We start from the raw sequence: 12,713 nt of genomic DNA on the forward strand, positions 1-12,713 counted from the left end.
TCGGTGCCGCGCCCGCATCCGTCGACACCTCCGACGTGACCACCTGGGTCGGTCAGCTCGCGGACCGCGACGGACTCTCGCATCGCGAGCTCTCGAGTCTCACGGCCTACACGGTGACCGGTATCGAGGAGATCACCGCCGAGACGGCAGCGCTCCAGCAGTCGTACACGACGGCGCAGGAGGCCAAGGCGGCCGCAGACGCCGCTGCCGCCCAGGCCGCTCAGGAGGCTGCAGTGCTCGCGCAGACCAACACGGTCGACGGCGCCAAGGCCGCGGCCCGCGACATCGCCTCGAGCCAGTACGGGTGGGGAGAGGACCAGTTCTCCTGCCTGAACTCGCTGTGGACCAAGGAGTCGGGCTGGAACTACCAGGCCTACAACGCGTCCGGTGGTGCGACGGGCATCCCACAGGCTCTGCCCGGCAGCAAGATGGCGTCCGCCGGCTCCGACTGGCAGACGAACGCGGCCACGCAGATCCGCTGGGGCCTCGGGTACATCTCGTCGGTCTACGGCACGCCGTGCAGTGCCTGGTCGCACTCGCAGTCCGTCAACTGGTACTGAGCGGATCGGCGCGCCCTGCGCCGCGATCCCCTTCTCCGCGAGGCGCGGGGTGGGCGGCGCAGGACGCGGGGTGCGGCGCCCGCTCCCGAGTCACCGCAACTCGGAGATGAGCACGGCCCTGGTGCCGGGAGCCGTCGCCTCGAACACGTGCGGAGCGTCTCCCGGGTAGGAGAGGTAGTCGCCCGGGTTCAGCAGCACCGGCTCGTCGGCGGGACCGATCTGCGCCTGCCCGGAGAGCAGGATCACATGCTCGGTGGTCCCGGCATGGTGCGGATCCGAACGGCGGGGGTCGCCCGGTTCGGCGGTGATGAGGTAGATGTCCCGCCGGGCGCCGGGCGGGCTCGCAGACAGGAGCGTGGCGCTGTAGTCCGCGGCCGACGAGGGCACCCCGGAGAGATCTGCGGCCCGGATGAGAGTCGGCGCGTTGGTCTGTTCGTCGACGAGCACGGCGAACGGGACGCCGAGAGCGACGCCCAGCGCCCACAGGGTCTCGACGCTGGGGTTGCCCGATCCGGACTCGAGCTGCGAGACCGTCGCCTTGGAGATGCCGGCGCGACGGCCGAGCTCCGAGACGGACAGGCCCGCGCCCTCGCGCTCTCTGCGGAGCGTGCGCGCGATCCGCGTGCGGAGATCTTCCATGTGTTCATCATGTCAAACGATCGTTCGCTTGACTATCCCGCCCATCGTGTTCATGATGATGATCATGTGTTCAGTGAATCGAACGTTACGCCGGTGAGCGCGGAACGCGAGGTGTGGCGCGAGTCGCTCGGAGTGGTGCTCGCGACGAGCGCGTACGGCGTCTCCTTCGGCGCGCTCGCCGTGGCCTCGGGACTCGACGTCTGGCAGGCGTGCGTCCTCAGCCTGCTGATGTTCACCGGTGGGTCCCAGTTCGCGTTCGTGGGCGTCTTCGCCGCCGGGGGAGTGTCGGCGCTCCCTTCGGCGATCGCATCGGCCGTGCTGCTCGGAGTGCGCAACGTCGCCTACGGGATGCGCATGGCCCCGATCGTGGGGACGACCCCCGCCCGGCGGGTCGCCGCCGCTCCCTTCACGATCGACGAGTCGACGGCTGTGGCGATCTCCCAGAGCGACCCGCGTCTTCGTCGAGTGGGATTCTGGGTCACCGGGATCGGCATCTTCCTCGGATGGAACCTCACCACCCTGATCGGCGCGCTGGTCGGAGATGTCCTCGGTGATCCTCGGACCTGGGGGCTGGATGCCGCGGCCGCCGCCGCCTTCCTCGCGCTGCTGTGGCCGCGGCTGAAGGAGCGCCAGGCGATCGCGGTGGGCATCGCGGCCGCCGTCGTCGCCGCGGCGCTCACCCCGGTGCTCATGCCCGGTCTGCCGGTCCTGGTCGCGGCCGTGGTCGCCGTCGTCGTCGGGTGGTTCGATTGGCTGGGGCGGAAGCCGTCGGTGCGCGCCATCGACGACGGGGGAGTGTCATGAGCGTCTGGAGCGCCATCCTGCTGGCGGCGCTGATCTGTCTGGGGCTGAAGGCTGCCGGATACCTGGTGCCGACCCGAGTGCTCGAGGCGCCGCGTCCCGCGCGCATCTCCGACCTGCTCACGGTCGCCCTGCTCGCTGCGCTCGTGGCGGTGCAGAGCCTCGGAGCGGGGCAGGCGGTGATCGTCGATGCGCGGGTCCCCGCGCTGCTCGTCGCCGCCGGACTGCTCTGGCTGCGACAGTCGTTTCTCGTGGTCGTCGTCGCGGCCGCCGCCGTGGCCGCCGTGCTGCGCCTGCTCGGTCTCGCAGGGTGAGCGAGGAGGGTGCGCACCGCGCGTAGGATCGTCTGGTGCGTAACGGTTGGATCTCCCGGGTGCTGTCCTGGATCGCCGCGGCCCTCGTCGGCGGCGTGTTCGGTGTCGCGGGCACCATCGGCCACAGCCTGATGTGGGGCCCCGTGCCGGTCGGCCTGATCGTCGGCGCCATCGCCTGCGGGGCGATCCTCGTGGCCATCCGCGCCCTCACCCACGACCGCGGGGCGACGCTGGCCGCAGGGCTCGGGATGCTGGGCATGCTCGTGCTCATCTCCGGGGTCGGTCCCGGTGGCTCGGTCGTGGTGGAGGACACACTGAGCGGACGGATCTGGATCTACCTCGTCGCCGGTCTCGTGCTGCTCGCCGTGGCGTGGCCGCGTCTGTCTCGGATGCCGATGGGCGATCGGACCGGCAGCGAGTCGTAGACTGAGGGGGTGACGTATGTGATCGCCCTTCCGTGCGTCGATGTCAAGGACCGCGCCTGCATCGACGAGTGCCCCGTTGACTGTATCTACGAGGGTGAACGCTCGCTGTACATCCACCCCGACGAATGCGTCGACTGCGGTGCGTGCGAGCCGGTGTGCCCCGTCGAGGCCATCTACTACGAAGACGATCTGCCCGACGAGTGGCAGGACTACTACAAGGCCAATGTCGAGTTCTTCGACGAGGTCGGCTCGCCCGGCGGTGCGGCGAAGGTCGGCGTCATCGCGCACGACCACCCCGTCATCGCCGCGCTGCCGCCTCAGGGCGAGTAGCCCGTGAGCGTCCGCGACCTCGCAGACTATCCCTGGGATGCCGTCGCCCCGTATCGCGAGCGTGCGGCGCTGCACCCGCGCGGGATCGTCGACCTCTCGGTCGGCTCGCCCGTCGACCCCACCCCGGAGCTGATCCGTCGGGCGCTCGCCGAAGCCACCGACGCGCACGCGTACCCGCAGACCGTCGGCACGCCCGCGCTGCGCGAGGCGATCGTCGACTGGTACCGGCGACGCCGGGGTGTGCCCGACCTCACGGTCGACAACGTGCTCCCCACGATCGGCTCCAAAGAGCTCGTCGCGCTCCTCCCGACGCTGCTGGGCCTGGGTGCGGGCGACGTCGTGGTGCATCCGCGCATCGCCTATCCGACATATGAGGTCGGTGCACGGGTGGTCGGTGCGACGCCCGTCGCCGCCGACGAACCCGCGGACTGGCCGGAGGGCACGAAGCTCATCTGGATCAACACTCCCGGCAATCCCGACGGACGCACGTGGACGGTCGACGAGCTGACGGCCGCTGTGGATCGCGCACGAGAGCTCGGTGCGGTGCTCGCCAGCGACGAATGCTACGCGGAGCTCGGCTGGGACGGCCGCTGGGCGAGCGAGAGCATCCCCTCGATCCTCGACCCCCGCGTGACCGGGGGCAGCAGGGCGAATCTGCTCAGCGTCTACTCTCTGAGCAAGCAGTCCAACCTCGCCGGCTACCGCGCGGCCTTCGTCGCCGGATGCGCGCGGATCGTGGGCGACCTGCTCACGGCCCGCAAGCACCTGGGGCTCATGCCGCCGGAGCCCGTGCAGCACGCGATGGCGGTGGCGCTGGGCGACGATGCGCACGTCGCCGCGCAGAAAGAGCTGTACCGGACGCGGCGAGACGCTCTGCGGCCGGCGCTGGAGGCTGCGGGCTTCCGGATCGACGGGTCCGAGGCGGGGCTCTACCTCTGGGCGACCGAGGGGCAGGACGCATGGGCGAGCATCGCGAGGCTCGCGGATGTCGGCATCCTCGCCGGACCGGGGCCGTTCTACGGACCGCATTCGACTCGGCACATACGGCTCGCGCTCACCGCACCGACCGAGCGGATCATGGAGGGCGCGCGGCGCCTTCGCGAGCACGCCCTGTAGACATTCCCCCCAGACCCATCGTTCTTTTGTGCCTTGTCACAGTAGGCCGATGCGCCTACTAGGCTGTAAAGGCGATTTCGGTCGTGGATCGACGATCTCGATCCGGCCTGGCGCACAGCGCCGTGACATCGCCACATCCGGCTTTGAAGAAGAACCCACGAGGAGGCCCGCGTGAGCGCAGCGGCAGAGCAGCAGCCCATCGCGAAGCTGTCGATCGGTGAGACCACCGCAGAGTTCCCGATCGTGCGCGGCACGGCAGGGAACGACAGCATCGATCTGTCGACCCTGACGAAGCAGACGGGGTACACGGGACTCGACTACGGGTTCGTCAACACTGCGTCGACGAAGTCCGCGATCACCTTCATCGACGGTGACCAGGGCATCCTGCGCTACCGCGGATATCCGATCGAGCAGCTGGCCGGCAAGACGAGCTACCTCGAGGTCGCGTGGCTGCTGATCTACGGCGAGCTGCCCTCCGCCGGTGAGCTCGCGGAGTTCGACGAGAAGATCCGTCGTCACACGCTGCTGCACGAAGACCTCAAGCGCTTCTTCTCCGCGCTGCCGCACACCGCGCATCCGATGTCGGTGCTGTCGTCGGCCGTCGCCGCCCTCTCGACGTACTACGAGGGCGAGACCGACCCGCACAACCCCGAGCACGTGGAGCTCAACACGATCCGCATGCTCGCGAAGCTTCCGGTGATCGCGGCGTACGCCCACAAGAAGAGCGTCGGTCAGGCCTTCCTGTACCCCGACAACTCGCTCGGCTTCGTCGAGAACTTCCTCAAGCTGAACTTCGGCGTCCTGTCGGAGCCCTACGAGATGAACCCCGTGATGTCGAAGGCGCTCGAGCTGCTGCTGATCCTGCACGAGGACCACGAGCAGAACGCGTCGACCTCGACGGTCCGCCTGGTCGGGTCCACCGGTGCGAACCAGTTCGCCTCGGTCTCCGCCGGCATCCAGGCTCTCTCCGGACCCCTGCACGGCGGGGCGAACGAGGCGGTGCTCACCATGCTCGGCCAGATCCGCGACTCGGGGCAGAGCGTCTCCCGCTTCGTGGAGCGGGTGAAGAACAAGGAAGAGGGCGTGAAGCTGATGGGCTTCGGGCACCGTGTCTACAAGAACTACGACCCGCGTGCCAAGCTCGTCAAGGAAGCCGCGGGCGAGGTGCTCGCCGAGCTGGGCGTGACCGATCCGCTGCTCGACCTCGCGCAGGAGCTCGAAGAGATCGCGCTCGCCGACGACTACTTCAAGGAGCGTCGTCTGTACCCGAACGTCGACTTCTACACCGGCGTGATCTACAAGGCGATGGGTTTCCCGACGCGCATGTTCACGGTGCTGTTCGCGATCGGACGCCTGCCCGGCTGGCTCGCCCAGTGGCGGGAGCTGCAGCTCGACCCGCAGACCAAGATCGGTCGCCCGCAGCAGCTGTACACGGGCTCGCCCGAGCGCACCTTCCAGACACTCTGACACGGCGTCGATGCCCGTCGTCAGCGCCGAGGCCGTCGTGCCGGTCGACCCGGCGACCGCCTTCGCGGTCTCCCAGCTGACCGGCGCGGTTCGGCGGCGCTGGGATCCCTTCATCAGCGAGCAGCACTTCCTCGATGAGGCGGATGTCGCGGCGAAGGGTGTGCGCACGTTCACGCGGCAGCGCTTCGGCCTCTCGATGGTGAGCCGGTACGTCTCCTACGCGCCCCCGACGAATGTGGGCATGGTGATGGAGCGCGGTCCCTGGTTCTTCGCGAAGCTCGGTGGAGGCTGGCGGTTCACGGCCGTTCCCGAGGGAACGCTGGCGGTGTGGAAGTACAACTTCTCGTGCCGCCCTGCGTGGCTCGCCCCCCTCGCGGAGTGGATCGGCGCGCGCGTGCTCGGTGCGGAGATCCGGCGGCGACTCGACGGTTTCGTCCGCGGATGCGTGGACCCCGAGGTCCTGGCGGCCGTGTCACGCTGACCGCTGCGTGGGACGGGAAGGTGACGCCCCGGGCACACGAGAAGGCGGGTGCGCCGATGCCTGAGCATCCGCGCACCCGCCTCGGTGTCTGTGGGTCAGCGGCCCTGCGAGCCGCCCCGGCCGCGACCGCCCTGGCCGCCGGCGCGAGACTGGCCGCCCTGACGGGCTCCACCGCCCTGGCGTGCTCCGGCCGTCGCTCCGCCCTGGGCGCCCTGACCACCCTGGCCGCCACGGGGGCGACGGCTGCGGCGGGACGGGGGAGTGGCGGCGGAGTTGCGCTCGCCGCCGGCGGGACGCTGCTTGGGCGTCTGGCGCTGCTGCGGGGCCTGCACCGGTGCCGGTCGCACGTGCGGGGCACGCTCGGGAACCAGCTCGGTGACGGCATCCGTGGTCACGGGCTCGAGAGCGGCCGTGATCGCAGCCTTGCGCAGCAGGTCCTTCACATCGCGACGCTGCTCCGGGAGCACGACCGTGACGACCGTCCCGGCCGCGCCTGCGCGGGCGGTGCGGCCCGAGCGGTGCAGGTACGCCTTGTGCTCCATGGGCGGATCGACGTGCACGACCAGGTCGACGTTGTCGACGTGTACGCCGCGCGCGGCGACGTCGGTGGCGACGAGCACGCGCACGCCTCCGTCGGCCGGGTCGGACGAGAACGCGCTGAGGTTGCGCTCACGGGCGTTCTGCGACAGGTTGCCGTGCAGGTCGACCGAGGGGATGCCCGCGGCGGTGAGCTGCTTGGCGAGCTTCTTCGCCTGGTGCTTGGTGCGGGTGAACAGGATGCGGCGGCCGGTGCCGGAGGCGAGGTCGCGCACGAGCGTGGTCTTGTTGTCGGTCGAGTCGACGACGAGCACGCGGTGCGTCATCTCGCCCACGGGCACGCTCTCCTCGTCGACCTCGTGGCTCACCGCGTTCGAGAGGAAGCGGCGGGCGAGCGTGTCGATGCCGCGGTCGAGGGTCGCGCTGAACAGCAGACGCTGGCCGCCGGCCGGGGTGGCGGTCAGGATGCGGGTGACACCGGGCAGGAACCCGAGATCGGCCATGTGGTCGGCCTCGTCGAGCACGGTGACCTCGACGGCGTCGAGCTGCACGATCCGCTGCTTCATGAGGTCTTCCAGGCGGCCGGGGCACGCGACGACGATGTCGACGCCGTTGCGCATCGCGGTCTCCTGCGGACGCTGGCTCACACCGCCGAAGACGGTGGTGACGCGCAGGCCCTTGGCCTCGGCGAGCGGCGCGATGGTCGCCGCGATCTGGGTGGCGAGCTCGCGGGTCGGGGCGAGCACGAGGCCGCGCGGGTGGCCGGGACGGCCCTTGCGCGACGACGAGGACAGGCGGGCGACGAGGGGGAGCGCGAACGCGATCGTCTTGCCGCTGCCGGTACGGCCGCGGCCGAGGAGGTCGCGACCGGCGAGGGAGTCGGGAAGCGTGTCGCGCTGGATGGCGAACGCCTCGGTCTTGCCGTCCTTCGAGAGGACGGCGGCGAGGTCGGCGGGCACGCCGAGATCGAGGAAGGAAGTCATGGGATATCTCCGAGAATGCACGCACGAACAGGAATGCCGGGTGCGGGAAGGTGGGCGACGGCGCGGGATCGCGCATCGTTTCGCCGTTCGAAATGGCCAGAACCAGGCAAGTGGTGCGGGAGCGTGTCGACGACGCAGACGCTTCGCATCGCGAGGAGCGTCGACCTCACCCTAGCACGCGAGGTGCAGAGGAGCCTGGGAGCCCGGCATCCGCGGGTCGCGCGGCGTGCGCCCGCCTTCCCGCCCGAGATCAGGACGTCAGGCGTGCAGTGCCTCGTTCAGCGTGACGCCGACTCCTGCGCGACGCACGGCCTCGACCGCGCCGCTGAGGGAGTTGCGACGGAAGAGCAGCCCGTCGTGGCCGGACAGGTCGGCGCCCTTCACGGTCTTCCGCCCGCCGTCCGGCAGCGCGGGGCCGTCGACGAGCACGATCTTGGTGCCGGCCGTGACGTAGAGTCCGGCTTCGACGACGCAGTCGTCTCCGAGCGAGATGCCGATTCCTGCGTTCGCGCCCAGAAGGGTGCGCGCGCCGATCGAGACGCGATGCGAGCCGCCGCCCGACAGCGTGCCCATGATCGAGGATCCGCCTCCGATGTCGCTGCCGTCGCCGACGACGACGCCCTGCGAGATGCGGCCCTCCACCATCGAGGCGCCCAGCGTGCCGGCGTTGAAGTTCACGAAGCCCTCGTGCATCACCGTCGTGCCGGGGGAGAGATGTGCGCCGAGGCGGACGCGTGAGGCGTCGGCGATCCGTACGCCCGTCGGCTGCACGTAGTCGGTGAGGCGGGGGAACTTGTCGAGTCCCTGCACCTGGATGCCGGCGCGCTGCAGGAGCGGGCGAAGGCGTGCGGCGTCGTCGGGGTGCACGGGCCCGGCATTCGTCCACGCCACGTTCGGCAGATGGGCGAAGATGCCGTCGAGGTTGAGCTCGTTCGGGCGCACCACGAGGTGCGACAGCGCGTGCAGGCGCAGGTACGCGTCGACGGTCGAGGTCGGTGCGGCATCCAAGTCGATCTGCAGCTGCACGGACTCGACGACCACGTTGCGCCGCTCGTCCGGGCCCGCCAAGGCGTCGACGGTCACCAGTGCCGCCGCGGCGTCTGCGGCGGTGGGCGCGACGGTCGACACCTCGGGGAACCAGGCATCCAGAACCGTGCCGTCGCCGGCGATCGTCGAAAGTCCGGTACCCCACACGGTGCGCGCCTCAGTCATGCCTCCACGCTATCGCGACCGGGTGCGCAGGCTCGCACAGATGTCGGGGTAACTAGGCTGGGGGCATGGTGCTCGATCTGACAGCGTCCTCCGTCGACCTGACCCGCGCGATCTGCGACATCCCGAGCGTCTCGGGTGACGAGACCGCCCTCGCCGACGCCATCGAGCAGTCGGTGTCGGGATACGCGCATCTCGAGGTGATCCGACACGGCAACACCATCGTCGCCCGCACGAATCTCGGTCGTGCCCAGAGGGTCGCGATCGCGGGCCACATCGACACGGTGCCGATCAATGACAACGTCCCCACCCGAGACGTCGAGATCGAGGGAGTCGCCTACCTGTGGGGCCGCGGGACGGTGGACATGAAGGGCGGCGCCGCGGTGCAGCTCAAGCTCGCCGCCGAGCTCACCGAGCCTTCGCTCGACATCACGTGGATGTGGTACGACAACGAAGAGGTGGAGGCGTCGAAGAACGGCCTCGCGCTGCTCGCCGCCGTGCGCCCCGATCTGTTCCAGGCGGATTTCGCGATCCTCGGCGAGCCGTCGAACGGCGAGGTGGAGGGCGGATGCAACGGCACCATGCGTGCGATCGTGCGCACCTCCGGTGTCCGGGCGCACGCCGCGCGCGCATGGATCGGCGAGAACGCGATCCACCGGGCCGCGCCCATCCTGGCTCGCCTCGCCGAGTACCGCGCCCGCGAGGTCGCGGTCGACGGTCTGCTCTATCGCGAGAGCATGAGCGCGGTGCGGATCAGCGGAGGGGTCGCCGGCAACGTCATCCCCGACGCCTGCGAGGTCGAGGTGAACTACCGGTTCGCGCCGAGCAAATCGGCCGCAGACGCCGAGTCCCACATCCGCAACCTGCTCGCGGGCTTCGACGTCGAGATCACCGACGTGGCAGAGGGTGCGAGGCCCGGCCTCGACGCCCCGATCGCGCAGGACTTCGTCGCCGCCGTCGGCGCGGAGCCCCGTCCGAAGTACGGATGGACGGACGTCGCACGCTTCTCCGCCCTCGGCATCCCCGCCGTCAACTACGGGCCCGGCGACCCGCACCTGGCCCATCACGACGAGGAGCGGGTGCCTCTCGCGCAGATCGACGCCGTCGAGCGGGGCCTGCGCGCATGGCTCACCTCCCGCTGACCCTCACCCGCCGGTGGGCGACGGCTCCGCTGGCGCTCAGGATCGCGCTGATATACCTGGCGGCGCGCGCGGTCACCACGGCGATGATGATCGCGGCGGCCCTCCAGTCGACGTCCATGTCGCGGTTCGGCGCGGATCCCGGACTCGCCGACTTCGTCGTGGCCTGGGACGCGCAGTGGTACTGGCTCGTCGCCGAGGAGGGGTACCCCTCCGAGCTTCCGCTCACCCCGTCGGGCGACGTCGCCGAGAACGCCTGGGCGTTCATGCCGGTCTTCGCCTTCGCGGCGAAGGCCATCGGGTTCCTGTTCGGATCGTGGGGGACGGGGGCGTTCCTGCTCTCGTTCGTGGCAGGGTACTTCGCCTGCCTCGCTCTGCATCGCCTGCTGCGGGACCGCATCGGACACAGGGCCGCGATGTGGGCGGTCGTGTTCTTCGCCTCGGGGCCGATCGCCGCCATGTTCCAGGTCGGCTACGCCGAGACCCTGTTCCTGCTCCTGCTCTTCCTCGCACTGGATGCCGCGGTGCGCCGCCACTACGCGCTGCTGTACGTGCTGATCCCGGTCATGGCCTTCACGCGGCCGGGCATCCTCGCCCTCGCGCTCTATCTCGGACTGCACGGGATCCTGCGCTGGTGGCATCGTCGTGACGATCCTCTGCCCGCGCGCGAGGTCGTGCACATCGTGGCCCTTGGCGCCCTCGCCACGGTCTGCGGCTTCGCCTGGCAGGTCATCGCATCGGTCGTCACGGGGGACCCCGGGGCATATCTGTCGACGGAGCTGGCGTGGCGGCGCAACTGGATCGCGGGTGGGGCGGAGGGTTTCATGCCGTTCGACGGATGGATCCAGGCGTCGCAGTTCTGGTTCGCGCAATGGGGGCTGCCGACCGCCTGGGGACCCATCGCTCTGGCACTCCTGGTCGTGGCGACCGGGGCGGCGCTGCTCTATCTTCCCCAGGTGCGAGCGCTCGGACCCGACCTCCGCCTCTGGAGCGCGAGCTATCTGCTGTACCTGCTCGCGGTGTTCTTCCCGCAGTCGAGCACTTTCCGCCTGCTGCTGCCGTTGAGCCCGGCATGGGGGGCGCTCGCCGTGCCGCGTTCGCGCGTCTGGCGCGGGGGGATCCTCGTCGCCTGTCTGGCGGGCCAGTGGCTGTGGATCTACCACGTCTACGCCCTCGGCAACACGTTCTGGCAGGTGCCCTGAATGTTAAGGCTTGGTGCATTTCTTCATAGGCGACATCCAGGTTCGGGTAACACCCGATAAACTGGTCATATACCACCGGAGGAAAAGGAGCCCACGATGGCAGCGATGAAGCCGAGGACCGGAGACGGACCCATGGAGGCCGTGAAAGAAGGGCGACTCATCATCGTGCGCGTCCCGCTCGAAGGAGGCGGCCGACTGGTCGTGTCCGTGAACGACGCCGAGGCGAAGGAACTCCACGACGTGCTGGCAGCCGTCGTGAACCCCGCCTGATCTACCCGGATCCCTTGATGCGGATCCACGAGAAGGGCGACGGATCCTCGATCCGTCGCCCTTCTTCGTACCCGGAATCGCTGCCGCGACGGCCTCGGCTCAGGACGCGCCCACGCTGATCAGCTGCAGCAGCCCCTCACCCGAGGCGGAGACGGTGGCGAGCACGACCGGGGACTCCTGCGTCTCCTGCACGAGCGAGCGGTACGCGGAGGTGACCTCATCGCGCTGCACGGGGTCGGCGACGCGGCCGCCGCCCAGGATGCGGGGCACCAGGACCATGCCGCCGGTGCGCACGAGTCGCAGGCCGTGCGCGACGTAGTCGATGACGTTCTCGGGGTCGGCGTCGACGAGGACGATGTCGTACGAGGCCTCGTTCATCCGGGGCAGCACGTCGGCGGCGCGGCCGGTGATGAATCGCGCCCGCGTCGCGGGGACCCGCGCGTCGGCGAATGCCTGACGGGCGGCGGCCAGGTGCTCGGGCTCGTTGTCGATCGAGGTCAGCACCGCCTGCGGCGCGCCGCGCAGCAGCCAGAGACCCGAGACCCCTGCGCCGGTGCCGATCTCGACGATGGAACGTGCGCCCGTGGCCGCGGCGAGCACCGCGATCTGGGAGCCGACGGCGGGGCTGACGGGTGCGGCGCCGAGCTCGAGGGCATGGGCGCGGGCACGGGCGATCGGCGCGGGCTCGACGATGGACTCGCGGATGAAACGTGCGTTCGCATCGTTCTCGCTCATTGCCTGGTTCTCCCGACTCGGATGTGTGTTCTCCCAGGGTATGCGCTCGGTGCGCGGCGTCTGGGCAGGCGCGGCGGTAGCCTGGACAGATGCAGTTCGGGATCACCTTCGAGAAGCTGCTGCTGATCGGTCTGATCGCCGTGCTGTTGGTCGGACCGGAGCGGTTGCCGCGCTACGCCGAGAGCGTCGCGAAACTCGCGCGCCGTGCGGGCGAGTTCCTGCGCGACACCAAGTCGCGGGTCCGTGACGAGATGGGCCCCGAGATCGACGATGTCGACTGGCGCAAACTCGATCCGCGCCAGTACGACCCGCGGCGGATCATCCGCGATGCGCTCTTCGAGGACGATGCGTCACCGGGGCCGGCGCGAGCCGACGCCGTGGTCGCCGAACCCGCGGTGAAGCCCGTGAGCACGCCGAGGGTGCGCCCGGAGTTCTCGATGTCGAGCCCTCCGCCGTACGATCCCGAAGCCACGTGACGCGGACGCTCGATCCCGACCGGCTTCGC

16 protein-coding genes are annotated in these 12,713 nt (G+C 69.9%); 12 read left to right on the plus strand and 4 right to left on the minus strand.

The window, feature by feature from the left end; genetic code table 11:
• A partial coding sequence (locus tag ABTZ43_RS09290; RefSeq protein ID WP_502885360.1) for an aggregation-promoting factor C-terminal-like domain-containing protein occupies nucleotides 1–560 on the plus strand: 560 nt, incomplete at its 5' end.
• 90 nt (nucleotides 561–650) lie between these two features.
• On the opposite strand, the gene ABTZ43_RS09295 is transcribed toward ABTZ43_RS09290, so the two are convergent.
• Complete coding sequence (locus tag ABTZ43_RS09295) at nucleotides 651–1,199, minus strand: helix-turn-helix domain-containing protein (protein WP_056416198.1); 549 nt, start codon at nucleotides 1,197–1,199, stop codon at nucleotides 651–653.
• Nucleotides 1,200–1,292: 93 nt separating this feature from the next.
• On the opposite strand from ABTZ43_RS09295, the gene ABTZ43_RS09300 reads away from it, so the two are divergent.
• The 7 genes from ABTZ43_RS09300 (at nucleotide 1,293) to ABTZ43_RS09330 (ending at nucleotide 6,133) form a co-directional block, all read left to right on the plus strand.
• Nucleotides 1,293–2,003, plus strand: coding sequence for an AzlC family ABC transporter permease (locus tag ABTZ43_RS09300; RefSeq protein ID WP_350538591.1), 711 nt, complete (start codon nucleotides 1,293–1,295; stop codon nucleotides 2,001–2,003).
• The gene (locus ABTZ43_RS09305) at nucleotides 2,000–2,314 is read left to right on the plus strand and encodes an AzlD domain-containing protein (RefSeq protein ID WP_056416205.1); all 315 of its coding nucleotides are present in this window, start codon (nucleotides 2,000–2,002) and stop codon (nucleotides 2,312–2,314) included. The genes ABTZ43_RS09300 and ABTZ43_RS09305 overlap by 4 nt, the downstream gene beginning before the upstream one ends.
• 35 nt (nucleotides 2,315–2,349) lie before the next feature.
• Nucleotides 2,350–2,739 carry a histidinol dehydrogenase gene (locus tag ABTZ43_RS09310; protein WP_253385800.1) on the plus strand — a complete coding sequence of 130 codons (390 nt, stop codon included), beginning with the start codon at nucleotides 2,350–2,352 and terminating at the stop codon, nucleotides 2,737–2,739.
• A gap of 9 nt (nucleotides 2,740–2,748) precedes the next feature.
• Nucleotides 2,749–3,069 (plus strand): ferredoxin, encoded by a 321-nt coding sequence (gene fdxA, locus ABTZ43_RS09315; protein ID WP_056416209.1) that lies wholly within the window; start codon nucleotides 2,749–2,751, stop codon nucleotides 3,067–3,069.
• A 3-nt stretch (nucleotides 3,070–3,072) separates the two neighbouring features.
• Complete coding sequence (gene dapC, locus ABTZ43_RS09320) at nucleotides 3,073–4,185, plus strand: succinyldiaminopimelate transaminase (protein WP_350538592.1); 1,113 nt, start codon at nucleotides 3,073–3,075, stop codon at nucleotides 4,183–4,185.
• 171 nt (nucleotides 4,186–4,356) lie between these two features.
• Nucleotides 4,357–5,652 carry a citrate synthase gene (locus tag ABTZ43_RS09325; RefSeq protein WP_082539335.1) on the plus strand — a complete coding sequence of 432 codons (1,296 nt, stop codon included), beginning with the start codon at nucleotides 4,357–4,359 and terminating at the stop codon, nucleotides 5,650–5,652.
• Nucleotides 5,653–5,662: 10 nt separating this feature from the next.
• Nucleotides 5,663–6,133: an SRPBCC family protein gene (locus tag ABTZ43_RS09330; RefSeq protein WP_350538593.1), complete on the plus strand. Its 471-nt coding sequence runs from the start codon at nucleotides 5,663–5,665 to the stop codon at nucleotides 6,131–6,133.
• A 95-nt stretch (nucleotides 6,134–6,228) separates the two neighbouring features.
• Here the strand turns inward: ABTZ43_RS09330 and ABTZ43_RS09335 are convergent, their stop codons facing one another.
• Complete coding sequence (locus tag ABTZ43_RS09335; protein WP_056416219.1) at nucleotides 6,229–7,653, minus strand: DEAD/DEAH box helicase; 1,425 nt, start codon at nucleotides 7,651–7,653, stop codon at nucleotides 6,229–6,231.
• Nucleotides 7,654–7,911: 258 nt separating this feature from the next.
• The gene (dapD, locus tag ABTZ43_RS09340; RefSeq protein WP_350538594.1) at nucleotides 7,912–8,865 is read right to left on the minus strand and encodes a 2,3,4,5-tetrahydropyridine-2,6-dicarboxylate N-succinyltransferase; all 954 of its coding nucleotides are present in this window, start codon (nucleotides 8,863–8,865) and stop codon (nucleotides 7,912–7,914) included.
• 65 nt (nucleotides 8,866–8,930) lie between these two features.
• On the opposite strand from dapD, the gene dapE reads away from it, so the two are divergent.
• The 3 genes from dapE to ABTZ43_RS09355 all read left to right on the plus strand — a co-directional run bounded on the left by dapE (nucleotide 8,931) and on the right by ABTZ43_RS09355 (nucleotide 11,473).
• The gene (gene dapE, locus ABTZ43_RS09345; RefSeq protein WP_350538595.1) at nucleotides 8,931–10,004 is read left to right on the plus strand and encodes a succinyl-diaminopimelate desuccinylase; all 1,074 of its coding nucleotides are present in this window, start codon (nucleotides 8,931–8,933) and stop codon (nucleotides 10,002–10,004) included.
• Nucleotides 9,986–11,203 carry a hypothetical protein gene (locus tag ABTZ43_RS09350; protein WP_350538596.1) on the plus strand — a complete coding sequence of 406 codons (1,218 nt, stop codon included), beginning with the start codon at nucleotides 9,986–9,988 and terminating at the stop codon, nucleotides 11,201–11,203. The genes dapE and ABTZ43_RS09350 overlap by 19 nt, the downstream gene beginning before the upstream one ends.
• 96 nt (nucleotides 11,204–11,299) lie before the next feature.
• Entirely contained in the window at nucleotides 11,300–11,473 is a 174-nt protein-coding gene (locus ABTZ43_RS09355; protein ID WP_082069058.1) for a DUF3117 domain-containing protein, read from the plus strand.
• Between the two features lie 99 nt (nucleotides 11,474–11,572).
• Here the strand turns inward: ABTZ43_RS09355 and ABTZ43_RS09360 are convergent, their stop codons facing one another.
• The gene (locus ABTZ43_RS09360; RefSeq protein ID WP_056416232.1) at nucleotides 11,573–12,208 is read right to left on the minus strand and encodes an O-methyltransferase; all 636 of its coding nucleotides are present in this window, start codon (nucleotides 12,206–12,208) and stop codon (nucleotides 11,573–11,575) included.
• Between the two features lie 89 nt (nucleotides 12,209–12,297).
• Between ABTZ43_RS09360 and ABTZ43_RS09365 the strand changes: the two genes are divergently transcribed.
• A complete protein-coding gene (locus tag ABTZ43_RS09365) occupies nucleotides 12,298–12,684 on the plus strand; it encodes a twin-arginine translocase TatA/TatE family subunit (RefSeq protein WP_045255518.1) in 387 nt (128 codons plus the stop codon).
• The last annotated feature ends 29 nt before the right edge of the window (nucleotides 12,685–12,713 follow it).

This window comes from Microbacterium sp. NPDC097977 (assembly GCF_040302605.1).
Lineage (GTDB): Bacteria > Actinomycetota > Actinomycetes > Actinomycetales > Microbacteriaceae > Microbacterium.